This is a genomic window from Actinomadura sp. NPDC000600 (assembly GCF_040492135.1).
Taxonomy (GTDB): domain Bacteria; phylum Actinomycetota; class Actinomycetes; order Streptosporangiales; family Streptosporangiaceae; genus Spirillospora.
This window is the reverse complement of the sequence record NZ_JBEUPD010000028.1, coordinates 1-24,291: the sequence shown is the minus strand read 5'-3', so window position 1 is coordinate 24,291 and position 24,291 is coordinate 1. Positions and strand designations below refer to the sequence as shown.

Genomic DNA, 24,291 nt, shown 5'->3' with positions numbered 1-24,291 from the left:
GGCGCCCGCATCACCGGGAGGACGGGCTCAGGTCCAGCTCGGGGACGTGGTGCCGAGCTGGCCGCCGGGCGCGCCCGGCGCGGGCGCGGCGGCGTGCGCTCCGGCGGCGTGCACCGTCATCGCGTGCTTGACCAGCGTGATCAGCACCTGCTTGGTGGACTCGCGGCTGCGCGCGTCGCACTGCACGATCGGCACGTGCGCGCTGATCGACAGGGCCTCGCGGATGTCCTCGACGGCGTACTGGAACTCGCCGTGGAACCCGTTGACGCCCACCACGAACGGCAGGCCGAGCTCCTCGAAGTAGTCCACCGCGGCGAAGCAGTCCTCCAGCCGGCGGGTGTCGACCAGGACGACGGCGCCGATCGCGCCGCGCACCAGGTCGTCCCACATGAACCAGAAGCGGTGCTGCCCCGGGGTGCCGAACAGGTAGAGGATCAGCTCGCTGTCCAGCGACACGCGGCCGAAGTCCATCGCGACCGTGGTGGTCGTCTTGTCCGGGACGGCCGACAGGTCGTCCACGTCGGCGCTGGCCGCCGTCATCACCGCCTCGGTGGTGAGCGGCATGATCTCCGAGACGGAGCCGACGAACGTGGTCTTGCCGACGCCGAAGCCGCCACCGACGACGATCTTGACCGAGGTCAGCTCGGCCTCCCCGCCGTGCGGCCCCGGGACCTGGTCAGAGCTTCCGAAGGCCACTGAGCACCCTTTCTAGCAAGCGGAGGTCCGGCTGTCCGCCGGCGGTGGTGGGGGACTGCGACTGGTGCAGGCGCAGCAGCCCCTCGACGGCCATGTCGGCGACGAGGACCCGCGCGACCCCGAGCGGCAGGCGCAGCAGCGCGGAGACCTCGGCGACCGAGCGCGCCGAGCGGCACAGGTCCATGATCGCCCGGTACTCCGGGGTCAGCACGGCCACGTCCCGCGGCGGGTAGGGCGCCGCGGTGACCAGCGCCTCGATGGCCAAGTCGTAGCGCGGCTTGGTGCGCCCCCCGGTGACCGCGTACGGGCGCACGAGAGAGCTGCCCTCGCTTTCCTCCCGCTCCGGGGGCCGGCCCTGCACGGGGACGCGCCCCTGGTCACCCGGCCAGCGGCCGCCGCCGCCGGGACCGCCCCCGAAGGGACTGCCTCGATCCATGTCGCCGACCTCCGTCAGAGTCAGTCACGGTCAATAGCGGGCGGGCCCCGCGCCCATCTCGGTCACGGAAGGCCCCGAGTACGGGGGCTGCTGCTGCTCCTGGGTGCGCAGGGCGGGCGTCAGCACCCGCCCCACCCGCTCCACCAGGAGCGTCATCTCGTACGCCACCAGCCCGAGATCGCAGTCGGGGGCCGCGAGCACCGCGAACACCGACCCGTTCGTGATGGACATGACGAACAGCAGTCCGCGGTCCATCTCCACGACGGTCTGGCTCACCCCGCCGGCGTCGAAGATCTTCGCCGCGCCCTGCGTCAGGCTCATCAGTCCCGAGGCGATCGCCGAAAGCTGGTCCGCCCGCTCGGGCGGGAAGCCCGCCGAGTACGCCATCGGCAGTCCGTCCGAGGAGACCACGACGGCGTGCGCGACCTTCGGGACACGGTCCGCGAAGTTCGTCACCAACCAGTTGAGATCCTGCCCGCTCACCGGGTGCCTCCTGTCTCGCCGTCACCCTGTGACGGCGCCTCACCTGACGTGCCTGCGCCGCGAGCCTCGTGGCGTCCGCGGTGGACGCCGCGCTGCAGGCTCGCGAAGCGGTTGCGTACAACGTCGGCCGACTGGCCGTGGCCCTGCGCCTGCTGCCCCTGCGGGATCTCGGGCGGCAGGCCCTGCGCCTGCTGCCCGAGGACCGGCTGCCCCTGCGGCCGCCGGGCGCCCTGCGGCGGGCCCGCCGGCGCCTGGGGCGCGTCCTGCGCCCCGCGGCCGACGGCCCCGGGGATGCGGTTCTTGCCGGGCACCCGCTTGGGCAGTCCGACGTTGGTGCGGCTCGCCGCCACCGGTTCGCGGGCCGCCTCGGCCGCGCGGAAGCCCGCGTCGGCCGGGGACTCCCAGCCCTTGGACGGATCCTCGCCGCCCGCTTCGCCCGACCTGCGCTGGAACCACTCCGACTGCATCGCGTCGAAGATGGGCGAGCGCTCGGGCAGCCGCGGCGGGGCCTTCGGCTCCGGCTGTGCGGCCGCCGCGGCCCGCACGGCCGGTTCGGGAACGGGTGGTGGTTCGGGGATGGGGCCCTCCGGCATGTTCGGAGCGGACATGGGCGGGACGTCCTCGGCGTAGGGGTCGGAGGCCCCCGCCGGGTTCGGGCCGACCTGCTCCAGCGGCCCGGTCTCCCACGGGATCTGCCGCGCGCCGCCGGACTCGGGCACCATCGGCTGCGCCTCCGGCACGACGGACTGCGGCCCGGTGCGCCCGCCCGGCCCGTAGGCCCCGTTGGCGCCGGTGTCCGCGACCTCCTGCGAGCGCTCGTTGCGCGGCTGGAAGAGGCCGTTCGAGGAGCCGCCGTCGGACGGGCGGCCCTGCAGATGGGTGCCCGGCTCGCGGACCGGCAGCTCCCCCGGCCGGCGCGGCGCCTGCCGCTCGCCGGTCACGTAGGGGTCGTCGGACGGGACCCGCCGGTCCCGCGACGGGGGCCGCTCCGCGGGCGGGACCGCGGGCTGCGCGCCGGTGGTGTAGGGGTCGTGCAAGCCCTGGGCCGGGATCGGCCCGGTCTCGGTGACGCTCGGCTGCGGGCCGGTGGCGCCCCGGACCGCGCGCAGCGGACCGGTGCCGCCGACCATGGGGTGGGCGCCCGTGCCGCCGGCCATGGGCTGCGGACCGGTGCCGCCCCCCATGGCGGGGGCGGGCCCGTAGTCGTCCTGCCGGAACGCGCCCGCGGGCGGCTCGCCGGCGGTCGTGAGCGCGGCGAGCTGGCCGTGGGCGCCGGCCTCGCGCGGGGCGAGGCCGGGCCGGGTGCCGATGCCGCCGGACTCGCCCGGCGTGACCACCGCGTCCGGCAGCACCACGAACGCGGTGAGGCCGCCGCCCTGGGCGGCCCGCAGCTCGACGCGGATCCCGTGCCGGACGGCCAGGCGGCCGACCACGAACAGGCCCATGCGGCGGGCCGCGGAGAAGTCGATGACGGGCGGATTCGCCAGCCGCCAGTTGGCCTGCTCCAGCTCCTCGGGCGACATGCCGACGCCGTTGTCGGTGATCTGCAGCATGCAGCCGCCGCCGCTCAGCATCTGCCCGGAGACCGTCACCCTGGTGTTGTCGGAGGAGAAGACGGTGGCGTTCTCGACCAGCTCCGCCAGCAGGTGGACGAGGTCGTTGACGACCGGGCCGACGACCGTCATGTCGCCTTGAACCCGCAGCGCGACGCGCTCGTACTGCTCCACCTCGGACAGCGACGCGCGGACGACGTCGATCAGCGGGACGGGCTGGTTCCACCGGCGCACCTGCTCCTGGCCGCCGAGGACGAGGAGGTTCTCGTTGTTGCGACGCATGCGGGTGGCGAGGTGGTCCAGCCGGAACAGGTTGCCGAGCTGCTCCTCGTCGCGCTCGCTCTGCTCCAGCTCCTCGATCAGGCGCAGCTGCCGCTCGATCAGGGACTGGCTGCGGCGGGAGAGGTTGACGAACATCGCGTTGATGTTGCCGCGCAGCACGGCCTCGTCGGCGGCCAGCCGGACCGCCTCCCGGTGGACCTCGTCGAAGGCCCGCGCGACCTGGCCGATCTCGTCGGTGGAGTCGATCTCGATCGGCTTGACCTCGATGCCGCCGGCGGCGGCCTCGGGATCGCGCAGCCGGTCGACCAGGCCGGGCAGCCGCGCGTTGGCCACGTCGAGCGCGCCCGACTGCAGCCGGCGCAGCGGCCGCACCAGCGACCGGGCCATCACGATCGTGATCAGCAGGACGATGAGCAGCAGGACAGCGACGACGACCGCGTCGATGGCGGCGGCGGTCCGCGCGTCGGCGACGCTCTGCTCGCTCTGCGCCTCGATCCGGTCCCCCAGGTACCGCTCGACCGCGCGCATCTGGTCGATCATGGAGGTGAGCGAGGCGCGGATGAGCTTGGCGGACCCGGAGGTGGCGAGCGGGAGGGGCAGCAGGCCGCCGCTCGCCGTCGTCGCCTGGATCACCCGCTGCCGCAGGTCCCGCGCCTGGTCGATCTTGGTGCCGACGACGGTGTCCTCGAACCGCTGGATCTGCTCGAGGGAGGCCGAGCCGCGGAAGGCGGCGAGCTCGCTGTCCTCCTGGGAGCGGGCGGCGGTGAGAGCGTTCAGCTCCTGGGAGTCGAGTCGCCGTTCCCGCGCGGCGATGAGGAGCAGGGCCCGCTGCCGGGAGACCGCCTCCTTGGCGCGGGCCAGGGCGCCCAGCGCACGGCTGGACTCCGCGAGCGTGTCGTCGGCCACGTTCTGCGAGATGCCGTCGAGGACGCCGGTCAGCTCCTGGGCGGACTCGGTGTACTTCTGCAGCACGATGAAGGCGGGGACCTTCGTGCCGACCACCAGGGAGCGCAGCGCCTTGACCCCGTCGACACGGCTCTTGACCGTGGTGGCGTCGCGGACCGCCTCGGTGCCGTAGGAGCCGTCGATGGGGACGGTCAGCGCCCGCACCCTGGCGACCAGGGCGTCGGTCTTGCGCTGCTGCGCCTCCAGGGGCTGCAGGAGCACCTCCGGCCGGCCGGCCGCGATGTACTCGACCGCCAGGTCCCGCTCCGCGGAGAACTCCTGGACGAACTCGGTGATCCCCTGCCCGAGCTCGGCCATCCGCTCGACGCGCCCGTACGTCTCCGCATCGCTGACCGAGCCGGAGATGCGCAGTCCGGAGAGCACGACGGCGGCGACCGTCGGGACCAGGATCAGCACGATGAGCCGCTGCGGCACGCGCCAGTTCCGCAGGCTCAGCCTGCCCGACCGTCTCGAATGGTCCGACCGCACCTCGACGTCACCAGGCCGAGGATGGTCGCGACCCTCGTCGCTTGGTTGCATCCGCCGTTTACACCCTCTCCCTCACAATGCCGCACTCTCCGTGACGTCGCCGCCGCGAAGGGTTAATGCAACATCGTCTCCGCCTCCGGCGCACGACATTGCAGCACATCCACGGATAGGCCGCAAAGGACCATAGGGGAGTCGATATCTTCCAATGACTCGATCATGACTTTATGCCTATATGTCCGATTCGCTGAGCATGCGGGGTCACGCTGCGCACAGGGACGCTTCGTGATCACTCGACCGCGAAAAGTGACGCCACCTGCTCGCCTTCGCCGGGGCGCCCCGGAACGCGGGCCTTCCGGCGCCACAGGACCTCGGTCCGCTCACTCTGCGAATAGGCTCGGGCGTGGATCGTCACCAAGCCCCGCGGGAAGCCTTTATCCGGCGCATTTTGCGAACGGCCGCGCACGCTTCCGGCGATTGGCCGGGGGCCTCCCAAGGACACAAGAGAGTCACACAATTCAGACCGAATCGCCTTCGACCGGGGGGTCCGCGATACGCTCCCGGCGCACGTGATCTTCGGGCACGGCGGGTGTCGCGGCTACAGTCGGTCCCCCTGGCTCGCATGCCTTGGTCGGCCCATGCCCTGCCGAAGCAGCTTCCCCCTTCGAGTTAAGGAGTGCCCAATGCGGCAATCCCTACGTGTTTCAGCGCTGGTCAGCGCGCTCACCCTGGTCGCCTCGCTCATGACGGGCTGCGGCGGAGACGACTCCTCCGGCGGCGGCAAGGGCTTGGAGAAGGACTCCATCAAGGTGGCCTCGCTGCCGCTGGTGGACGGCGCGGCCCTGCACATCGCCCAGAAGGCGAAGCTGTTCAAGGAAGAGGGCCTGGACGTCAAGATCGTTCCGGTCCAGCAGAGCATCAAGGCGCTGCCCGCCCTCAAGGCCGGCGAGGTGGACGTCATCGCCGGGGCGAACTACGTGTCGTTCATGCAGGCCAACGAGAAGGGGGCGCTGAAGCTCAGCATCCTGGCCGAGGGGGCCCAGCTCACCTCGAACATGATGAACGTGCTCGTCATGCCCGACTCCAAGATCAAGTCCGCCAAGGACCTGGAGGGCAAGAAGGTCGCGGTCAACATCCTGAACAACATCCAGTCGCTGACGCTGGACGCCATTCTCAAGGCCAACAACGTCGACCCGAAGAAGGTCCAGTACGTCCAGGTGCCGTTCCCGGCGATGGCGCCCGCCCTGCAGAAGGGGGACGTCGACGCCATTCACACCGTCGAGCCGTTCCTGTCCGACAGCGAGAAGAAGTTCGGCGCCCGGGTCGTCGTGGACGGCGGCAGCGAGCCGGTGACCGGCCTTCCCATCAGCGGCTACGTGACCACGCAGGAGTTCTCGCAGAAGTACCCGAAGACGGCCGCCGCCTTCCAGCGGGCGATCATCAAGGCGCAGAAGATGGCCTCCCAGGACCGCAAGAAGGTCGAGGAGGTCCTGCCCTCCTACGCCAAGATCGACCCGCAGGTGGCCTCGGTCATCACGCTGCCGGCCTACCCCACCTCGCTGAGCACCACCCGCATGCAGCGGGTCGCCGAGCTGATGCAGACCTCGGGCCTGCTCACGCAGAAGCCGGACCTCAAGACGATCCTCTTCCACCCGACGTCGTGACCCGGGGACACTGATCAGCTCATGGCACACGAGCCCACGCCGCCCCGCGGCCTCTCGCGCCCAGGAGTCTGGGCGCGGGGGGCCGCCGGGGTGGCGGTCCTGTTCCTGGCGAGCGAGCTGCTGGGCCGCGCCGGGATTGTGGACCGTTCCTTTCTGCCCCCCGCCTCCAGCATCACCGCCCGCGCGTTCGAGCTCGCGGGCGACACCGAGTTCCTGTTCAACGTCCGGGTGACCCTCACCGCGTGGGCGCTCGGCCTGCTGATCGCCTGCGCGGTCGCGATCCCGCTCGGGCTGCTGCTCGGCAGCGTCCCCGCGGTGAACACCGGGGTCCGCGCCATCGTGGAGTTCCTGCGCCCGATCCCGTCGGTGGCGCTCATCCCGCTCGCCGCGCTGGTCCTCGGGTCCGGTCTGGAGATGGAGGTGCCGCTGATCGTCTACGCGTCCAGCTGGCCCATCCTGTTCAACACGATCTACGGGCTGGACGACGTCGACCCCACGGCCAAGGAGACGCTGCGCAGCTTCGGGTTCAGCCGGTTCCAGGTGCTGCTGCGCGTGTCGCTGCCCAGCGCCGCCCCGTTCATCGCGACGGGTGTGCGGCTGGCCGCGTCCATCGCGCTCATCCTGGCCGTCGGCACCGAGATCCTCTCCGGCTTCGGCGACGGTCTCGGCATGTTCATCGCGACGGCCGGCAACGTCCCGGACGGGACCACCGACGTCCTCGCCGGTACGGTGTGGGCCGGCTGCCTCGGCCTCATCATCGACACCGTGCTGGGACAGGGCGAGGACCGCGTGTTCCGCTGGCACAAGGCCCAGAGGAGTGGTGCATCGTGACCGCGGCGACCATCGGCGCGCCCCGCGCCCGCACCCGCGGCGCGGCCGCCCGCATCGCCGGCGGCCTGCTGCACCGGCTGCTCCCGCTGGTCCTGCTCGTCGCGGTCTGGGAGGCGGCGACGCGGGCCGCCGACAGCACCTTCTTCCCCCCGCCCTCGGAGATCGTCCGGCGGATGCGGGAGCTGTGGCTGTCCGGCCCGGCCGACCACCTGTACCTCACCTCCGAGGCGGGCGACTCCATCGCGCCCAGCCTCGGCCGGATGTTCCTGGCGCTGGCGATGTCGATCGTGGTCGGGGTCGTCCTCGGCATCGCGCTCGGCCGCTCCCAGCGGGTGCTGGCCTACCTGCAGCCGCTGCTGCAGTTCGCCCGGGTGATCCCGCCGCCGACCCTGGTGCCGGTGTTCATCGTGCTCTTCGACCTCGGCACGCAGATGCAGGTCGCGTCGATCATCTTCAGCGCCATCTGGCCGATCCTGCTCAACACCGCGGACGGCGCCCGCAGCGTCGACCCCGTGCAGATGGACACGGCCCAGGTGTTCCGGCTCTCCGCGCTCGACCGGATCCGGTTCGTCATCGTGCCGTCGGCGCTGCCGAAGATCTTCGCCGGGCTGCGGCTCGCGCTGTCCCTGTCGCTGATCCTCATGGTGTTCTCCGAGCTGCTGCCCGGCACCTCCGACGGGCTCGGCTTCCTGCTGACCAACGCCCAGAGCCAGTCCGACCTCGGCACCCTGTGGTCGGTGATCGTGCTCCTCGGCGTCCTCGGCTACCTGTTCAACTCGATCCTCCTCGTGGTGGAGCGGCGCGTCCTCGCCCGGCACCGCGGGGCCCGAAAGGCCAACGCATGACTACTCGGCTCACCGTCCGGGAAGCCTTCTTCGACTTCTGCCGGAGCGTGGGGATGACCACCGTCTTCGGCAACCCCGGATCGACCGAGTTGCGGATGTTCCGCGACTTCCCGGACGACTTCCGGTACGTCCTGGCCCTGCAGGAGACCGTGGCGGTCGCGGCGGCCGCCGGGCACTCGCTCGGCACCGGCGGCGCGACCCTGGTCAGCCTGCACTCGGCGGGCGGCGTCGGGCACTCCCTCGGCGCGGTCTTCAACGCCTACCGCGACCGGGTCCCGGTCGTCATCATCGCGGGCCAGCAGTCCCGCGCGATGCTGCCGACCCGCCCGTTCCTCGGCGCCGACGAGCCCGCCCAGTTCCCCCGCCCGTACGTCAAGTGGAGCAGGCAGCCCGAGCGGGCCGAGGACGTGCCCGCCGCGCTCGCCGAGGCGTACCGGGTGGCCATGACGCACCCGCGCGGCCCGGTGTTCCTGTCGGTGCCCGAGGACGACTGGGACCGGCCCGCCGAGCCGGTCCCGCACCGCGAGGTCCGCACGGACTTCACCGCGTCCCCCGCCGCGCTGCGGGAGGTGGCCGCGGCGCTGGACGAGGCCGCGAACCCGGTCCTCATCGTGGGCGCCGGGGTCGAGGACGAGGGCGCGCTGCCCGGCGTGGTCGAGCTCGCCGAGCGGACCGGCGCGCCGGTGTGGATCAGCCCGCTGTCGGGCCGCTCCGGGTTCCCCGAGGACCACGCGCTGTTCCGCGGCTTCCTGCCGCCCGTGCGCGACCAGCTCTCGGCCCGGCTCGAGGGGCACGACGTCATCCTCGCCCTGGGCGCGCCGATCTTCACCTACCACGTGCACTCCGAGGGGCGGGTCATTCCCGAGGGCGCGCGGCTGTTCCACTTCGACTGCGACCCGGCGACGACCGCGTGGGCGCCGGTCGGCACCAGCGTCCTCACCACGATCGACGCGGGCGTGTCCGGGCTGCTGGAGCTCGTCGCCAAGGCCGACCGGCCGCGCCCCGAGCCGCGCGAGCGGCTCGCCAAGCCGCAGGCCACCGACCCGATCGACCCGGCCCTGGTCATCGAGACGCTCCGCGAGCGGATGCCCGAGGACGCCGTCATCGTCGAGGAGTGCCCGAGCCACCGGGACCTGTTCCACGCGCGGATTCCCATCACCCGGGCCGGGGGCTTCCTGACCACCGGCAGCGGCGCGCTCGGCTGGGGCCTGCCCGTCGCGGTCGGACGGGCCGTCGCCGGCTCGGGTGAGCGCATCGTCTGCGTCATCGGCGACGGCTCGACCATGTACTCGGTGCAGAGCCTCTGGACGGCCGCGCAGCACCGGGTCCCGATGACCGTCCTGGTGCTCAACAACCACGGGTACGGCGCCGTCAAGGCGCTCGGCCGACGGATCGAGCTGGAGACCGTCCCGGGCACCGACATCCACGGCATCGACTTCGTGGCGCTCGCCCGGAGCCTCGGCTGCGAAGGCAGGACCGTCACCCGCGCCGCGGACGTGGAGGCCGCCATGGCCGAGGGGCTCGGCCACGATGGCCCGTTCGTCATCGACGTGCGGGTCGCGCCCGACGACTCCGCCGCCTACACCCCGGAGGCGAAGTGAGCGGCATGCTGGAGGTCTCCGGCCTCGGCCACGCCTACGGCGAGCACCGCGTCCTGCAGGGCATGGACCTGTCGATCGGCGAGGGCGAGCTCGTCACCATCGTCGGGCCGTCCGGGTGCGGGAAGTCCACGATGCTGCGGTGCATCGCCGGGCTGATGGCGCCGAGCGAGGGGAAGGTCGTGCTGAACGGCACCCCCATCGACGGCGTCCCAGACGACCTCGCCGTGGTGTTCCAGGACTACAGCCGCTCGCTGATGCCGTGGCTCACCGTGCGCGACAACGTCGGGCTGCCGCTGCGCCGCCGCGGCCTCGGCAGGTCCGAGCGGCGCGCCAGGGCGGCCGAGGCGCTGGAGTCGGTCGGCCTGAAGGACGCGGCGGGCAAGTTCCCGTGGCAGCTGTCGGGCGGCATGCAGCAGCGCGTGTCGATCGCGCGGGCCCTCGCCTACCGGCCGTCCCTGATGCTGATGGACGAGCCGTTCGGCTCGGTCGACGCCCAGACCCGCGAGGACCTGGAGGACCTGGTGCTCCAGGTCCACCGGAGCCAGGGCGTGACGATCCTCCTCGTCACCCACGACATCGACGAGAGCGTCTATCTCGGCGACCGGGTCGTGGTCCTCGCCCGCGACCCGGGCCGGATCCGCGCCGAGCTGCCCGTCGGGCTGCCCGCCGACCGCGACCAGATCGGCACGCGGTCCGACCCCGAGTTCGTCCGGCTGCGCGCCGAGGTGGGCCGGCTGGTCCGCGGCGTCGCCGGGGGCGATGCGGCGGACGGGCCCGCGGAGTCGGACGAGCCGGCGGAAAAGGACGAAACGGTGGGCGCCGGGACCCATTCCGGGGCGCGGGGAACTGTGAAAGGTTAAGCCTTCCAAGATCCCCCCGCGCATGGAGCATTCCTATGTCTGCTTCCCGTCCCCGAGCGGCCCTCGCGGGTGTGCTCGCCATCGCGCTCGTGTCCGGATCCGCCTGCGGCGGATCCGGCGGCAAGAAGTCGGCCAACGGCCTTGAGCAGTCCGAGGTGAGGCTCGGCACCATGACGGTCGCCGACACCGCGCCCGTCCAGATCGCCCTTTCCAAGGGACTGTTCAAGGCCGAGGGCCTCACCGTGAAGACCCAGGTCATCCAGGGCGGCGCCGCCGGCGTCCCGCTGCTGAAGAGCGGTCGGCTCGACTTCAGCTTCGGCAACTACGTCTCGCTGCTCACCGCCGGGACCAAGGACCCCGGCTTCAAGCCCAGGATCGTCGCGGACGGGTTCCGCAGCGCGTCCAAGACCCACACCCTGATGGTGCGCGGCGACTCCCCCTACCGGACGATCAAGGATCTGGCGGGGAAGAAGATCGGCGTCAACACCAAGCGCAACGTCAGCACGATGCTGGTCCGCGCTGCGGCGCAGCCCCAGGGCGTGACCTTCGACGAGGACAGGAACTTCGTGGAGATCGCGCCGCCCGCCATGGAGCAGGCGCTGAAGTCGGGGAGCGTGGACGCCGTCCAGGCGATCGAGCCGTTCGGCACCCAGATGCGGACGTCGATGGGCGCCCGCCTGGTCGCCGACCTGTCCACCGGCGAGACGGACGGGCTGCCGATCGCCGGCTACGCCGCCACCGAGAAGTTCGTGAAGGAGAACCCGAAGACGGTCGCCGCGTTCCAGCGGGCGCTCCAGAAGGCGCAGGGAATGGCCGCGGGCGACCGCAAGCTCGTGCAGAGCATCCTGCCGACCTACGCCAAGGGCATCAACGCCGAGGTGGCCGCCGGCATGAGCTACGGGACGTACCCGACGTCGGTCGACACCGCCGCGCTGCAGCGCGTGGCCGACCTCATGCAGCGGTTCCAGTACGTGGACAAGAAGATCGACGCCGCGTCGTTCGTCGCGCCCGCTCCATGAGGTACCGCCGCGTCCTTCTCGGCGCCGCCGGGGCGGTGGGCACGGCCGCCGCCGTCGAGGCCCTGAGCCGCGGCGGCCTCGTGGACGCGACCGCGCTCCCCCCGGCGTCCGCCGTCGCCCGGGAGGCCGGGCGGCTGGCGGTCGACCGGGAGTTCCTCGTGGACGTGGCGGCCACCCTCAAGGCGTGGTCCGGCGGGCTCGTGCTGGCGGTGCTCGCGGCGGTCCCGCTCGGGGTCCTGCTCGGCTCGGTGCCGTTCCTCGGCACGGCCGCGCGCGCCCTGGTCGAGCTGCTGCGCCCCATCCCGTCGGTCGCGCTCATCCCGCTCGCCATCATCGTGTTCGCGGACCCGACGCGGGTGGAGATGTCGCTGGTCTTCTACGCCTGCCTCTGGCCGATCCTCATCAATACCCTGTACGCGCTGCGCGACGTCGACCCGCTGGCCAAGGACACCCTCCGCGGCTTCGGGTTCGGGCCGCTGTCGGTGCTGTGGCGGGTGTCGCTGCCGAGCGCCGCCCCGTTCATCGCGACCGGCGTCCGGATCGCCGCGTCCGTCGCGCTCATCGTCGTGATCAGCACCGAGCTGTTCGCCGGCGGGGTCGACGGCATCGGCATCTACCTGAGCGAGACCCAGTCCGGGGGCGGCAACAGCGACCTGCTGCTGGCCGGGGCCTGCTGGGCCGGCGCGCTCGGCCTGGCGGTGAACACGGGCCTGCGCGGGCTGGAGCGGCTCGCGTTCCGCTGGCACGGCGCCCGGGTCGAGGGGGTCGCGTGAAGACCGAGCCGAGGCGGGCGGCGGGCGGGGACGTCCGCGCGGCGGGGGCGGGCGGCAGGGCCGCGGGCGCGGTGCGAGGGTTCGCCGAACGCGCCTGGCTGGTCGCGCTCGTCGCGGTGCTGTGGGAGCTCGTCACCAGGGCCGTGGACGAGACCTACTTCCCGCCGCCCACGACGATCCTGACCGCGCTGCACGAGCTGTGGTTCTCCGGCCCGGCGAGCCACCTGTTCTTCTCCGGCAAGGCGCTCGACGACTTCTCCACCAGCCTCGCCCACCTGTTCACCGGATGGGCCGCCGCGGGCGCCGCCGGCGTCGTGCTCGGGACGGCGATCGGGCGCTCGCGGACCCTGTTCGACCTGCTGAACCCGGTGCTGGAGTTCCTGCGCGCGGTGCCGCCGCCCACGCTGGTGCCGTTCTTCATCATGGTGTTCCAGCTCGGCGCGACGATGCAGATCGTGACGATCGCGTTCGGCGTCGTCTGGCCGGTGCTGCTCAACGCCTGCGACGGCGTCCGCGCCGTGGACCCCCTGCACCTGGACACGGCCCGGGTGTTCGGCCTCGGCCGAGTCCGCACGCTCGTGACCGTCGTCCTGCCCGCGGCGGCGCCCAAGATCTTCGCGGGGCTGCGCGTCGCGCTGTCGTTCGCGCTGATCCTGATGGTCCTGTCGGAGCTGTTCGGCAGCACCGCGGGCATCGGCTCCGAGCTGATCGGCGCGCAGCGCTCCTTCGAGCTGCCGCGGATGTGGGCGGGGATCGTGATGCTGGGCATCCTCGGCCTCCTGTTCAACACCGTGTTCCTGCTCCTGGAGCGGCGGCTGCTGGCCTGGCACGCCGGCGCGCGGCGGCTCCAAGACTGACGATGTCCCTTACCGACCAGTCCCCCTACCGACCAGTCCCCCGACCGATGAGATTCCGACCGACGGCGCTCATGACGCACACACAGAAAAGGCGGCCGCGATGCTGGAGATAACCGGCCTCACCCACTCCTACGCCGACGGGCACCTGGCCCTCGACGGCCTGGACCTCCGCGTCCCGGACGGCGAGCTGGTCAGCATCGTGGGCCCGTCCGGCTGCGGCAAGTCCACCCTGCTGCGCTGCATCGCCGGGCTGATCCGCCCGACCGGCGGGACGCTGACGCTGCACGGATCGGCGATCGACGGGGTCCCCGGCGACCTCGCCGTGGTGTTCCAGGACTACAGCCGCTCGCTGTTCCCCTGGCTGACCGTCCGCGACAACGTGGCGCTGCCGCTGCGCCGGCGCGGCAAGTCGCGCCAGGAGCGGCGCGCGGCGGCGCAGGAGGCGCTGGAGTCGGTGGGGCTGCCGGACGCGGGCCGCAAGTACCCGTGGCAGCTGTCGGGCGGCATGCAGCAGCGCGTCTCGATCGCTCGGGCCCTCGCCTACCGGCCCTCCCTGATGCTGATGGACGAGCCGTTCGGGTCCGTCGACGCGCAGACGCGCGAGGACCTGGAGGACCTCGTCCTGCAGGTGCACCGGACCCAGAAGATGACGATCCTGCTGGTCACCCACGACATCGACGAGAGCGTCTACGTCGGCGACCGGGTCGTCGTGCTCAACCGGTCCCCCGCCCGGGTGCACGCCGACCTGCCGGTGGACCTGCCGTCCGAGCGCGACCAGATCGAGACCCGGGGGCTTCCGGAGTTCGTCCGGCTCCGGGCCGAGGTGGGACGGCTCGTGCGGGGCGGCGCCAAGGTGCCGGGCGCGGCGCCCGCCGCGTCGGCGACCCGACTGGACAAGTAAGGGGAAGTGATGCGCGTACTCATCGTCGGAGCCGGGATCGGCGGGCTCACCACCGCGTTAAGCCTGCACCAGGCGGGCATCGAGGCACTCGTCGTCGACTCCGCCGTCCGGCTGCGGCCGCTCGGCGTCGGCATCAACCTGCTCCCCCACGCCGTCCGCGAGCTCACCGAGCTGGGCCTCGGCGACGCGCTGGCCGAACTCGCGATCCCCACCGCCGAGATGGTGCACTTCGACCGGTACGGGGGCCGGATCTGGGGGGACCCCCGCGGCCGCGCGCTGGGGTACGCCTGGCCGCAGTACTCGATCCACCGCGGCGAGCTCCAGATGCTGCTGCTCGACACCGTGCTGGCGCGGCTCGGTGAGGGGGCCGTCCGCACCGGGACCCTCTTCGAGGGGTTCGAGCAGGACGGCGACAGGGTCCGGGCCCGCCTCCTGGACCGCGCGTCCGGCACCGCCGAGCCGTTCTCGGCGGACGCGCTGGTCGGCGCGGACGGCCTGCACTCCGCCGTCCGGGCGCAGCTGTACCCGGACGAGGGCGCGCCGTTGTGGAACGGGATCCGGATGTGGCGCGGCCTCACCGAGGCGGAGCCGATCCTGACCGGGCGGACCCTGGCCGTCGCGGGCAGCAACGCCGCCGCCAAGATGGTCGTCTACCCGATCTCCATGCGCGCCGAGCACCGGGGCAAGGCGCTGCTGAACTGGGTGGCCGAGGTGCGGGTCCCGGGCGACCCGCGGGACGGCGCCGCGGACTGGAACCGGACCGGCCGACTGGAGGACGTGCTCCCCCACTTCGCCGACTGGCGGTTCGACTGGCTCGACGTCCCCGCGCTGCTCTCCGGCGCGGAGCAGATCCTGGAGTACCCGATGGTCGACCGGGAGCCCGTCGACCGCTGGACGTTCGGACGGGTCACGCTGCTCGGCGACGCCGCCCACCCGATGTACCCCATCGGCTCCAACGGCGGCTCCCAGGCGGTGCTCGACGCCCGGGTCCTGGCGTACGAGCTGGCCACCGCCGCGAGCCCGCCGGAGGGGCTCCTCGGCTACGAGAAGGAGCGCCGGGAGGCGGCCAACGCCGTCGTGCTGGCCTGCCGGGAGATGCCCGCCGAGCGCGTCCTGCGCCTCGTCGCCGAGCGGGCGCCGCACGGCTTCGCGTCCATCGAGGACGTCCTTTCCCCCGAGGAGCTGACGAGCATCACCAGCGCCTACCTCCAGACGTCGTTCACCGACGTCGAGGTGCTGAACACCCGGCAGTCCTACACGGTCTCGGGCCGAACGCAGCCTCCGTGAGGGCCGTCAGGCGGCGGTGACGGCGGCCAGCCGCGTGTTCACGGCATGGGCGGCGCGGTCGTAGAGGGACGGGTCGTCGTGGAGCAGCGCCTGCGCGGCGCCCGTGCGGCAGAGGGCGTCCAGCTCGAAGGCGAGCTGCGGGACGTCGGTCGCCGCGTCGATCTCGCCGAGCTCGCGCGCCTCGCGGAGGCAGCGCTCCACGAAGGCGCGCCAGTCGAGCTGCGAGGCCGCGATCGCGTCGCGGACGCGGCCGGGCCGGGCGTCGAACTCGGCCATCGTGGAGTGGAAGAAGCACCCGCCGGGGAAGACGGGCTCGCGCTGGTAGCGCTGCCAGGCCTCCAGGAGCGCGCGGACGCGGCCGAGCCCCTCGGGCACCGCGAGCGCGGGTTCGGTCACGTGCGCGCGGAACACCTCGACCGCCTTGCGGACGGTCGCCAGCTGGAGCTCCTCCTTGGAGCCGAAGTGGGTGAACACGCCGCTCTTGCTGATCCGCAGCTCGGCGGCGAGCCGGCCGATCGACAGGCCCTCCAGTCCCTCGGCCGAGGCGATGTCGGCGGCGCGGGACAGGATCGTGCCGCGCGTCTGCTCTCCCTTGAGAAGCCGTCCGTCGATGGTCACGCCGATTAATCTGCACGACCGTTCGTTCAAAGTCAATGCGGCGAACCCCTTGACGCGGACCCCTCGACCAGAAGAGTGTACGACCGTTCGTTTATTTTTCTGGAGAGGTCCGCCCATGACCACCGAGACCGAGCCGACCGGGACCAGCACCACCGGGACCAGCACCACCGGGACCAGCACCACCGGGACCAGCACCACCGGGACCGGCGCGCCGCCGGGGCCGGCCGCGCGGCGGGACGTCCCCTGGCTCGCCGCCGGGGCGACGTTCCTGGCCATGCTCGACGCGACCGCCGCCAACCTGGCCGTCGCCGACCTGCACGCCGACTTCCCGGGCAGCACGCTTTCCGGCCTGACCTGGGTGATCACCCTGTACGCGGTGCTGTTCGCGGCGCTGCTCGCCCCCGCCGGCCGGTTCGCCGACCTGGTCGGGCGGCGGTCGCTGTACCTGTGGGGCACCGGGCTGTTCACGCTGGCGTCGCTGGCGTGCGCGGTCGCGCCGAACGTGCCCGTCCTGCTGGCGACGCGCGCCGCGCAGGGCGCCGCCGCGGCGGCCCTGATCCCCGCCTCCCTCGCGCTGCTGCTGCACGACACGCCCCCCGAGCGGCGCGCCCGCAGCATCGGGCTGTGGAGCGCGGCGGGCGCGTTCGCCGCCGCGATCGGCCCGGGCCTCGGCGGGGTGCTCGTCGACCTGTCCGGCTGGCGGTCCCTGTTCGTCATCAACGTGCCGATCGGGCTGGCGATGCTGCTCGGCGGCCGCCGCCTCCCCCGGGCCGAGGGCGGCGCGGGACGGCTGCCCGACCTCGCCGGGACGGTGCTGCTCGCCGCCGGCGTGGGCGGCGTCGCGCTCGGCGTGACGCAGAGCCGGGACTGGGCCTGGACCGACGCCCGGACGCTCGCCCTGCTGCTCGGCGGCGCCGTCCTGGCCGCCCTCGCGCTGTGGCGGTCGGCGCGGCATCCGGTGCCCGCGCTGGAGATCTCGCTGTGGCGCAACCACCGGTTCGCCGCCGCGAACGCCGCCTCGTTCCTGTACGGGACGGCCCTGTACGCGTGGCTGCTCGTCGGCGTGCTCTACCTGACGACCGAGTGGCACTACTCGATCGTGAAGGCGGGGTTCGCCTCGACGCCCGGCGCGTTCACCGCCACCGCGGCGGCGATCGCGACGGGACGGCTCACCGCGCGCCTCGGCGTCCGCCCCGCCGTGACGGGCGGCGCGCTGATCATGGTCGGGTGCGGGGTCTGGGCCGTCGCGGCCCTGCCCGCCGAGCCGCACTTCCTGACGTTCTGGCTCCCGCTCGGCCTCGTGGTCGGGACGGGGATGGGGATGATGACCACCGGCACCGCCACGGGCGCCGCGCTGTCGGCCGGCCCGCTGCGGTTCGCGGGCGCCACCGGGCTCAACACCACGGCGCGGCAGCTCGGCGGCGCGCTCGGCATCGCCGTCCTCGCCGCGCTGCTGCCGGAGCGGGCGGCGCCCGGCGACTACACGTCCGTCTACCTGTTCTGCACGATCGCCGCCGCGGGCGCGGCCGCCGTCGGCCTGCTCCTCGCCGCGCGCCCGGCGAAGCCCTGAAGGAGGACACCGTGACCGAGACGCTTCCGACCGAGTGGACCGACCCCTCCGTGCTGCCGGCCGCCGACGCAACCGCGCTGCTGGCCGACGCCCCGTGGAGGCGGATGGTGACGATCGGCGACAGCGTCGCCGAAGGCGTCCGCGAGCCCGTCCCCGGCTATCGCGACCTGTCCTGGACCGACCGCGTCGAGGAGGCGCTCGGCGCGGTCGACCCCGGGTTCACCGCGCTGAACCTCGGGCGCCGGAACCTCGTCGCCGCGCAGGTGGCGGCCGAGCAGCTCCGGCCGGCCCTGGCGTTCCGGCCCGACCTGGCGTTCGTGGTGGCCGGGGGCAACGACATGCTCCGCCCCGACTTCGACGCGGACGGAGTGCGCCGCGAGCTGGCCGCGATGGTCTCGGCGTTCCGCGCGGCGGGCGCCGACGTCGTCACGATCGGGCTGCTGGACATCACGGCCGCCGGGCTCGGCCCGTCCCGCTACCGGGAGGTCATCTCGGCGCGGACGCGGCGGCTGGCCGAGCTCACCGCCGAGGTCGCGGCCGAGCACGGCGCCTGCCACGTCGACAATCCGCACGGGCACCCGGTCGCCGCCGACCCGGGCATCTACTGCGGCGACCAGCTTCATCTGAACGCCCGGGGGCACGCGTTCGCCGCCGCCAACACGATCCGCGCGCTGGCCGCTCACTTGGCGTCGGCGTAGCGGTCGACGACGGCGATCTCCATCGGGAAGACGACCGGGGTGTCGCCGAACAGCAGGCCGCGGGCCTCCTCCGCCGCGGCGCGCACGGCGGCGGCGACCTCGTCGGCCAGCTCGGCGGGGCCGTGCACGATGACCTCGTCGTGCTGGAAGAACACCAGGCGGGGCGAGCCGAGGGCGGTCAGGCGGCGGCGCAGGGAGCCCAGGAGCGCGAGCGCCCAGTCGGCGGCGGTGGCCTGGACGACGAAGTTGCGGGTGAAGCGGCCCCGGCCGCGCAGCGCCTGGGCCGCCGTCCCCTGCCGGGGGCCCGGGGCGTCGTCGTCGCCCGCCGAGGTCAGCTCGCGCCACCCGGCCGACGGCGGCGGGCACGTGCGGCCGAGCCGGGACCGGACGAGCCGGCCGCGCTCCCCCGCCCGCGCGGCGGCCTCCACGTACTCGAACGCCTGCGGGAACCGGCTCCGCAGGACGCCGAGGAGCTGCACCGCGTCGGCCGTCCCTCCCCCGTACATGGCGGACAGCAGGGCGATCTTGGCCTTGTCGCGCGCGGTGCGCCCGCCGTCGGCGTCGTCCTGGAAGGCGTCGGACAGGGCCGCGTAGAGGTCGCCGTGCGCGGCGGCCTCGGCGAACGCGCGGTCTCCGGCGAGCGCCGCCAGCACGCGGGGTTCGAGCTGCGCCGCGTCGGCCACGACCAGGGCCCAGCCCGGGTCGGCGACGACGGCCTTGCGCAGTACGCGCGGGATCTGCAGGGCCCCGCCGCCGCTCGTCGCCCACCGCCCGGACACCACGCCCCCGACGACGTACTCGGGACGGAACCGGCCGCCGCTCACCCACGTGTCGAGCCACGTCCAGCCGTGCGCGGTGTGCAGCCGCGACAGCTCCTTGTACTCCAGCAGCAGCGGGACGGCGGGGTGGTCGAGCTGCTTGAGGACGTGCGCGCGGGTGGAGGGGATCGGCAGCCCCGCCGAGGCGAACGCCCGCAGGATCTGCGCCGGGGAGTCGGGGTTGACGTGCACGCGCGGCCCGAACGCGGCGCTGATGCGGTCGGCGAGGTCCTGCAGCCTGCGGGGCCGCAGGCCGCCCGAGGGGCGCGGGCCGAGCAGCTCGGTGAGCAGCGCGTCGTGCTCGGCGGCCGACCAGGGCAGCCCGTCGTGGCCCATCTCGGCGGCCACCAGCGACCCTGCCGACTCCGCCGCCGCGAGCAGCGCGAACCCGTCGAGCCCGGCGATGGCGCGCTGCTGCTCGGCGTGCACCGCGACGATCTGGCCGAGGTCGTCCGCGGCCTCCTTGCGCCCGGCGTCGTCGTCGAACAGCGACGGCTGCGCCGACGCCTCCCGGGACGGCGGCGGGTCGGCCGGGACGGGCTCGCCGCGCAGCCGCGCCCACGCCGCCCGGACCGAGCGCGGCTCCCCGTACCGCCCGGCATGGCCGAGCAGCAGGTTCTCGACCAGTTCGAGGTCATGGCAGCGCGACACCCGCACCCCCGCCTCCAGCAGCCGGGGGTAGAGCCGCGCCGTGGACGGCCACACCCACCGCGGCGCGCCGTCGCGCTCCCGCTCGGCGACCGCCGAGACCAGATCGGGGACGTCCTGGACGGGCCCCGCGGGCGCCCCGTCCTCGGCGACCGCCCGCAGCGAGCCCCCGCCCCCCGCCCCGGCCGCAACCGCGATCCTCACGCGCCCATTCTGACCCCGCCCACCGACAAACCCGCCTCCCGCACCACGACGAAGACCCCTCCGTGAGGGATCACGGAGGGGTCCAGCGCGAATCGATTCAGCAGGCCAGGGCCGCGGCCCGCTGCTCTCGCAGCGTTTGAAGCTCAGCCGGCGCCGGCCTCACCCTTGCGATCGCGTCCGAAGGCAGGTTCGAGCTTGCGAGAACCTGATCGCGCAGCGAGCCGCCAAGGCGAGCCGGAGCGATGCCAGCGATCGCCCGCATTTCTCGACGATGGAGGGCCGTCAGGCCCGAAGGAGGAGAGAAATGCGATGACTACGCGGCGAGCGAGACTTGCTGGCCGGCCGGGGTGTCGCCGTAGCGGTCGGTGACCTTGTTCAGCTGGAGCTGGTAGTACAGCACGCCGAAGCCGAAGATGCCGAGCAGGAAGCCCATGCCGCCGCTGCAGCTCGGCTGGAGGCCGGCCGCGCGCTGGGCCTGGGCGATGCGCCCGCCGAGCTTGACCCACATGACGAGGGGCCAGATCCCGAGGGTGATGCCGCCGAACAGCATGGACAGCAGCGCGCTGGTGGCGGCGTTGTCGATGCGGCGGTCGTACTCGTGCAGCTCGTTGTGGACCTTGAAGAACCAGACGAGGCCGTAGATGCCGAAGGTGATGATCGGCAGGCCGAGCCAGGCGCCGACGGGGTTGCGGCGCTTCATGTTGAGGCCGGTGCCGACGGCGGCGGGCGCCTGCTGCTGTGCCGGGGCGGGCGAGTAGCCGCCCTGGTACGCCTGCTGCTGTTGCTGGCCCTGACCCTGCTGGGGGTGACTCATTTGAGAAGCTCTCCTGAAGGACGCGGTCGTTCTCCGGCCGACCGTCCGTTACCGTTCACCGGTGTGGTGAGCCACGACTGTAACGGCATCGGGGCACGTCGCGAGGCAAGATCGCCTAGATTTCATCTATTACTGGCGGATTCTCCAAAGCGTTCGGGCTAGCGCAACGGGATCGTCACCTCGTCCTCGCACGGCGGCGCCGTCTCGTGGTCGCCGCACCCCGTCGCGGCGAAGCAACGGATGCGCAACTGCGACTCCGTCACGTCCAGGCGGAGGAAATTCTTGAAGAACGGCGGCCGGTCCCAGTCGGCCAGCTCCGAACGGAACCGCTGCGGGATCCTCCGGACGGGGAGCCGCAGGAGCCGGCGGCGGCCCCGGGCGCTGCGCGGAACGCCGAGGACGGACGCGACGAAGCGCGCGCGGCGGGACGGGGCGGGGCCGTCGTACCCGCGCCCCGGCCTGATGCCGAGTCGGTGCTGGACCGCGGCGGTGGCCTCCTCCGGGGTGAGCTCGAAGAGCCCCGGCATCCGCAGCCACCGGCCGTACAGCTTGCTGTAGCGCGACAGGGAGTCGCCGCGCAGCGGGTAGCAGCGGAACTCGTCCTCCTCCACCGTCCGGGTCCGCGGGATGACGTGCGTGGCGTGCATGAAGGCCCCGCCGCCGCCCGAGACGATGTACTGGATGGTCCGGCCGTCGCCGGTCCGCACCGGGTAGCGCTGGTAGTTGTGGATGTCGCCGCCGATCGCGGCCACGTAGTGGTGCGCCGGGTCCTGGACGATCTCGTCGACCGTCCCGCCGCCCTCGATCGGCCCGGGACGGTGCTCGTCGTCCACGTACAGCGGCTTTCCGGTCACCAGCAGCTTGGGTTTCGGACCACCGGACACCTCGCGCAGCCAGCGGCCCTGGGCGCGGTCGAGCCGGCCGGTGATCCCGGTGTCGATGCCGATGACGCGCAGCGAGGGGGTGTCGATCGCCCAGTACGGCCCGGGCTGCACGGCCTGCTGGCCGGGTGCGCCCCGGTACAGCCGGCGGGCCTCCGCGAGCGCCTCCGCGTCGACCTCCCCCGAGTGGCGCCACAGCGTGCGCGGGACGAACGCGAGCGGGCCGCGCCACGGCGGCGGCGAGCAGTTCTCGTCCAGGCCGCAGAAGACGTGCAGGAAGCCCCGCAGCCCGTCGTACCAGTCGTGGTTGCCGGGCACGGCGTAGATGGGGGCGGGGTAGTCCTTGTAGGGGCGGAAGAACTTCTCGGGGTAGTCCGCCGCGTCGCCGGTCGGGTAGATCACGTCGCTGGCGATGACCATGAAGTCGGTGCCCGCGGCGGCGTGCAGCAGCGGCGGGACCACCGCGTACTGCGAGCGGTCGCCCTCGCCCGTGTCGCCGACCAGCGCGAACGAGAACTCGGGCGCCGGGCGGTGCACGGTGAACGCGGCGGGCGTGCCCCGTTCGCGCAGGGCCGCCACGCAGCGGCGGCGGATCGCGTTCGTCGGGTCGCCGAACAGCCGCGCCAGCACGTCGTTGCGCGAGCGCCACAGCACCGAGGGGCGGCGCCAGGAGAAGTCGGGGACGCGGGCCGGGAGCAGCTCGTTGAAGCCGCCCGGCCTCCCGCAGGCCCAGCCGGCTCCCTCCTCCGAGCTGCGCGAGTTGGCGGGTCCGGGGGGGACCTCGGCAGACACAGAATGCCTCCGGGCTGTGAGGGGGTCCTCACAGCCTTTCCAGAGGCAGGTTCGACGTCAAGCCGACACGACGCCAGGAAGCCGACAGACCGTCAGCCGAGCGCGGTTGACGCCGGCGCCACCCCCAAGGACGCCGGCGCCACCGCGACGAGGGGGCCTGCGGTCATCATGAGTCCCCCCAGAACGGCGAAAAGTCGCCTTCTCATGATGCCTCCACAGACAACCCCAAGGTCCCGTAGCGGGACGTAACCGACACTATCCGGAGAGCCGTAATGGGCGCGTAAACCGCCCTAAACACGCGGCCAAATCCTCGTCGCGGCCGGTCAGGGCGCCAGGACGCGCAGGGCGCCGGGCAGCACCCGCGCGGTGACGGGAAGCACCCCGGGCAGCTCCCCGTCCGCGCCGTACGGGAGCGTCCTGCCGGTCCCGCCGGCGAGCTCGATGCGCACCTCGCGGCCACGCAGGACCTCCACCTCGGGCCGCCGGACGTGCGTCCCGGCCTCCAGCTCCCGCATGACCGAGAAGAACAGCGTCCTCGGCGCCTTGCGGATGAGCACGACGTCCAGCAGCCCGTCGTCGACGCGGGCGTCCGGCGCGATGTGCTTGCCGAAGCCGTAGTAGCCGGAGTTGGCGGCGACGACGGTGTAGCCCTCCCGCCGGTGCTCCTCGCCGTCCACCGTGATCAGGTAGTCGGCGTGCCGCCACGTGGCGATCGCGCGCAGCGCCCCGACGTAGTAGGCGGCCGAGCCGCGCAGCAGCCGGGTCCGGTTGGCGTTGTCGTTGGCTACCGCGTCCACTCCCGCGTAGACGCTGCCGAGCACGGCCGTCCCGTTGGCGTCGATGGCGTCGACCTCGCGCGGCTCCCCCTCCAGCAGCAGCGGCGCGAGCCGTTCCGGGTCGGACGGGACGCCGAGCTGCCGCGCGAAGTCGTTGCCCCGGCCGGCGGGGACGATCCCGAACAGCGCGCCCGTCCCGGCGAGGGCCCCGCCGACGCAGCCGACCAGGCCGTCCCCGCCGACGCCGAGCACCACGCGGCCGGCCTCGCCGGCGGCGCGGGCCACGTCGGCGGCGTGCTCCATCCCGCGGCTGTACTCGACGTCGACCTCGGCGCCCGCCTCGCGCAGCAGCCGGGCGAGCGGCATCAGGCAGGAGGCGGACGCGGACCCGCCCGCCGCCGGGTTGACGATCGCGGTGAACGCGCGCACGGCGCTCACTCCCTTCCCGCGGGGGGCACCAGGACCCCCGGGTTGAGGATCCCGGCGGGATCGACCCGGTCCTTGACGGCGCGCAGCACCGCGGCGCCGAGCGGCCCGATCTCCCGGGCGTACCAGTCGCGGTGGTCGGTGCCCACCCCGTGATGATGGCTGATCGTCCCGCCCGCGGCGAGGATCGCGTCGCAGGCCGCGCGCTTCGCGGCGGCCCAGTGTTCGACGGGGTCCTCGCCCTGCGCGGACACGACCGTGAAGTAGAGGGACGCGCCGGCCGGGTACACGTGCGAGATGTGGCACATCACCAGCGGCGGCGTCCCGGCTCCCGACAGCGTCCCGATCAGGGCCTGCCGGACGGCCTCGTACAGCGCGGGCACGTCCGACCAGAACGCGGCGGTCTCCAGCGTCTCGACGAACGCGCCGACGTCCAGGAGGGAGTCGCGCAGGTAGGGGGCGCTGAAGCGGCCGTGCTCCCACTTCTCCCCCGGCCCGGCGCCGAGCGGCTCGCCGCCGGCGCCGCG

General features: G+C 73.2%; 22 protein-coding genes. 12 read left to right on the top strand and 10 right to left on the bottom strand.

Going from position 1 to position 24,291, the window contains the following annotated elements:
* Nucleotides 1–27 precede the first annotated feature (27 nt).
* Genes ABWI07_RS31690 through ABWI07_RS31675 form a run of 4 tightly spaced genes read right to left on the bottom strand, consistent with a single transcriptional unit; the run spans nucleotide 28 to nucleotide 4,830 of the window.
* Complete coding sequence (locus tag ABWI07_RS31690) at nucleotides 28–642, bottom strand: GTP-binding protein (RefSeq protein WP_149265051.1); 615 nt, start codon at nucleotides 640–642, stop codon at nucleotides 28–30.
* A gap of 34 nt (nucleotides 643–676) precedes the next feature.
* The gene (locus ABWI07_RS31685; protein ID WP_149265017.1) at nucleotides 677–1,132 is read right to left on the bottom strand and encodes a DUF742 domain-containing protein; all 456 of its coding nucleotides are present in this window, start codon (nucleotides 1,130–1,132) and stop codon (nucleotides 677–679) included.
* Nucleotides 1,133–1,162: 30 nt separating this feature from the next.
* Entirely contained in the window at nucleotides 1,163–1,615 is a 453-nt protein-coding gene (locus ABWI07_RS31680; protein ID WP_149265016.1) for a roadblock/LC7 domain-containing protein, read from the bottom strand.
* Nucleotides 1,612–4,830: a sensor histidine kinase gene (locus tag ABWI07_RS31675; RefSeq protein WP_353820814.1), complete on the bottom strand. Its 3,219-nt coding sequence runs from the start codon at nucleotides 4,828–4,830 to the stop codon at nucleotides 1,612–1,614. The genes ABWI07_RS31680 and ABWI07_RS31675 overlap by 4 nt, the downstream gene beginning before the upstream one ends.
* Nucleotides 4,831–5,564: 734 nt before the next feature.
* On the opposite strand from ABWI07_RS31675, the gene ABWI07_RS31670 reads away from it, so the two are divergent.
* The 10 genes from ABWI07_RS31670 to ABWI07_RS31625 all read left to right on the top strand — a co-directional run bounded on the left by ABWI07_RS31670 (nucleotide 5,565) and on the right by ABWI07_RS31625 (nucleotide 15,519).
* On the top strand, nucleotides 5,565–6,545 hold the full coding sequence (locus tag ABWI07_RS31670; RefSeq protein ID WP_149265015.1) for an ABC transporter substrate-binding protein: 981 nt from the start codon (nucleotides 5,565–5,567) through the stop codon (nucleotides 6,543–6,545).
* A gap of 21 nt (nucleotides 6,546–6,566) precedes the next feature.
* Nucleotides 6,567–7,376 (top strand): ABC transporter permease, encoded by an 810-nt coding sequence (locus tag ABWI07_RS31665; RefSeq protein ID WP_149265014.1) that lies wholly within the window; start codon nucleotides 6,567–6,569, stop codon nucleotides 7,374–7,376.
* Nucleotides 7,373–8,221 carry an ABC transporter permease gene (locus ABWI07_RS31660; RefSeq protein WP_235037457.1) on the top strand — a complete coding sequence of 283 codons (849 nt, stop codon included), beginning with the start codon at nucleotides 7,373–7,375 and terminating at the stop codon, nucleotides 8,219–8,221. The genes ABWI07_RS31665 and ABWI07_RS31660 overlap by 4 nt, the downstream gene beginning before the upstream one ends.
* Complete coding sequence (gene mdlC / locus ABWI07_RS31655; RefSeq protein ID WP_353820811.1) at nucleotides 8,218–9,822, top strand: benzoylformate decarboxylase; 1,605 nt, start codon at nucleotides 8,218–8,220, stop codon at nucleotides 9,820–9,822. Before ABWI07_RS31660 ends, mdlC begins: the two co-directional genes overlap by 4 nt.
* A gap of 5 nt (nucleotides 9,823–9,827) precedes the next feature.
* A complete protein-coding gene (locus ABWI07_RS31650; protein WP_149265048.1) occupies nucleotides 9,828–10,682 on the top strand; it encodes an ABC transporter ATP-binding protein in 855 nt (284 codons plus the stop codon).
* Between the two features lie 35 nt (nucleotides 10,683–10,717).
* A complete protein-coding gene (locus ABWI07_RS31645; protein ID WP_149265012.1) occupies nucleotides 10,718–11,701 on the top strand; it encodes an ABC transporter substrate-binding protein in 984 nt (327 codons plus the stop codon).
* Nucleotides 11,698–12,474, top strand: coding sequence for an ABC transporter permease (locus ABWI07_RS31640; protein WP_149265011.1), 777 nt, complete (start codon nucleotides 11,698–11,700; stop codon nucleotides 12,472–12,474). Before ABWI07_RS31645 ends, ABWI07_RS31640 begins: the two co-directional genes overlap by 4 nt.
* On the top strand, nucleotides 12,471–13,331 hold the full coding sequence (locus ABWI07_RS31635; protein ID WP_353820810.1) for an ABC transporter permease: 861 nt from the start codon (nucleotides 12,471–12,473) through the stop codon (nucleotides 13,329–13,331). The genes ABWI07_RS31640 and ABWI07_RS31635 overlap by 4 nt, the downstream gene beginning before the upstream one ends.
* Before the next feature lie 100 nt (nucleotides 13,332–13,431).
* Nucleotides 13,432–14,232 carry an ABC transporter ATP-binding protein gene (locus ABWI07_RS31630; RefSeq protein ID WP_149265010.1) on the top strand — a complete coding sequence of 267 codons (801 nt, stop codon included), beginning with the start codon at nucleotides 13,432–13,434 and terminating at the stop codon, nucleotides 14,230–14,232.
* A gap of 9 nt (nucleotides 14,233–14,241) precedes the next feature.
* Nucleotides 14,242–15,519 carry a flavin-dependent oxidoreductase gene (locus ABWI07_RS31625; RefSeq protein ID WP_353820809.1) on the top strand — a complete coding sequence of 426 codons (1,278 nt, stop codon included), beginning with the start codon at nucleotides 14,242–14,244 and terminating at the stop codon, nucleotides 15,517–15,519.
* A 6-nt stretch (nucleotides 15,520–15,525) separates the two neighbouring features.
* Here ABWI07_RS31625 and ABWI07_RS31620 read toward each other — a convergent pair whose 3' ends face one another.
* Nucleotides 15,526–16,137, bottom strand: a complete 612-nt coding sequence (locus ABWI07_RS31620) for a TetR/AcrR family transcriptional regulator (RefSeq protein ID WP_353820807.1) — start codon at nucleotides 16,135–16,137, stop codon at nucleotides 15,526–15,528.
* Nucleotides 16,138–16,252: 115 nt separating this feature from the next.
* On the opposite strand from ABWI07_RS31620, the gene ABWI07_RS31615 reads away from it, so the two are divergent.
* Complete coding sequence (locus ABWI07_RS31615; RefSeq protein WP_353820805.1) at nucleotides 16,253–17,707, top strand: MFS transporter; 1,455 nt, start codon at nucleotides 16,253–16,255, stop codon at nucleotides 17,705–17,707.
* 11 nt (nucleotides 17,708–17,718) lie between these two features.
* Nucleotides 17,719–18,405, top strand: coding sequence for an SGNH/GDSL hydrolase family protein (locus tag ABWI07_RS31610; protein ID WP_353820804.1), 687 nt, complete (start codon nucleotides 17,719–17,721; stop codon nucleotides 18,403–18,405).
* Here ABWI07_RS31610 and ABWI07_RS31605 read toward each other — a convergent pair.
* The 5 genes from ABWI07_RS31605 to ABWI07_RS31585 all read right to left on the bottom strand — a co-directional run.
* A complete protein-coding gene (locus tag ABWI07_RS31605; protein ID WP_353820801.1) occupies nucleotides 18,387–20,075 on the bottom strand; it encodes a bifunctional 3'-5' exonuclease/DNA polymerase in 1,689 nt (562 codons plus the stop codon). The genes ABWI07_RS31610 and ABWI07_RS31605 overlap by 19 nt on opposite strands.
* A gap of 313 nt (nucleotides 20,076–20,388) precedes the next feature.
* The gene (locus ABWI07_RS31600; protein ID WP_353820800.1) at nucleotides 20,389–20,889 is read right to left on the bottom strand and encodes a DUF4234 domain-containing protein; all 501 of its coding nucleotides are present in this window, start codon (nucleotides 20,887–20,889) and stop codon (nucleotides 20,389–20,391) included.
* Nucleotides 20,890–21,047: 158 nt separating this feature from the next.
* Complete coding sequence (locus ABWI07_RS31595; RefSeq protein WP_353820799.1) at nucleotides 21,048–22,562, bottom strand: metallophosphoesterase family protein; 1,515 nt, start codon at nucleotides 22,560–22,562, stop codon at nucleotides 21,048–21,050.
* Between the two features lie 323 nt (nucleotides 22,563–22,885).
* The gene (locus ABWI07_RS31590; protein WP_149265003.1) at nucleotides 22,886–23,767 is read right to left on the bottom strand and encodes a diacylglycerol/lipid kinase family protein; all 882 of its coding nucleotides are present in this window, start codon (nucleotides 23,765–23,767) and stop codon (nucleotides 22,886–22,888) included.
* Between the two features lie 5 nt (nucleotides 23,768–23,772).
* Nucleotides 23,773–24,291: FAD-linked oxidase C-terminal domain-containing protein (locus ABWI07_RS31585; protein ID WP_353820798.1), on the bottom strand; the 519-nt coding region annotated here is incomplete at its 5' end.

Excerpts from the sequence above, each read along its gene's own strand:
- ABWI07_RS31685 (WP_149265017.1), bottom strand. The coding sequence starts at position 1,132 with ATGGATCGAGGCAGTCCCTTCGGGGGCGGTCCCGGCGGCGGCGGCCGC.
- ABWI07_RS31665 (WP_149265014.1), top strand. The coding sequence starts at position 6,567 with ATGGCACACGAGCCCACGCCGCCCCGCGGCCTCTCGCGCCCAGGAGTC.
- ABWI07_RS31630 (WP_149265010.1), top strand. The coding sequence starts at position 13,432 with ATGCTGGAGATAACCGGCCTCACCCACTCCTACGCCGACGGGCACCTG.
- ABWI07_RS31650 (WP_149265048.1), top strand. The coding sequence starts at position 9,828 with ATGCTGGAGGTCTCCGGCCTCGGCCACGCCTACGGCGAGCACCGCGTC.
- ABWI07_RS31645 (WP_149265012.1), top strand. The coding sequence starts at position 10,718 with ATGTCTGCTTCCCGTCCCCGAGCGGCCCTCGCGGGTGTGCTCGCCATC.
- ABWI07_RS31670 (WP_149265015.1), top strand. The coding sequence starts at position 5,565 with ATGCGGCAATCCCTACGTGTTTCAGCGCTGGTCAGCGCGCTCACCCTG.
- ABWI07_RS31600 (WP_353820800.1), bottom strand. The coding sequence starts at position 20,889 with ATGAGTCACCCCCAGCAGGGTCAGGGCCAGCAACAGCAGCAGGCGTAC.
- mdlC (WP_353820811.1), top strand. The coding sequence starts at position 8,218 with ATGACTACTCGGCTCACCGTCCGGGAAGCCTTCTTCGACTTCTGCCGG.
- ABWI07_RS31625 (WP_353820809.1), top strand. The coding sequence starts at position 14,242 with ATGCGCGTACTCATCGTCGGAGCCGGGATCGGCGGGCTCACCACCGCG.
- ABWI07_RS31640 (WP_149265011.1), top strand. The coding sequence starts at position 11,698 with ATGAGGTACCGCCGCGTCCTTCTCGGCGCCGCCGGGGCGGTGGGCACG.
- ABWI07_RS31615 (WP_353820805.1), top strand. The coding sequence starts at position 16,253 with ATGACCACCGAGACCGAGCCGACCGGGACCAGCACCACCGGGACCAGC.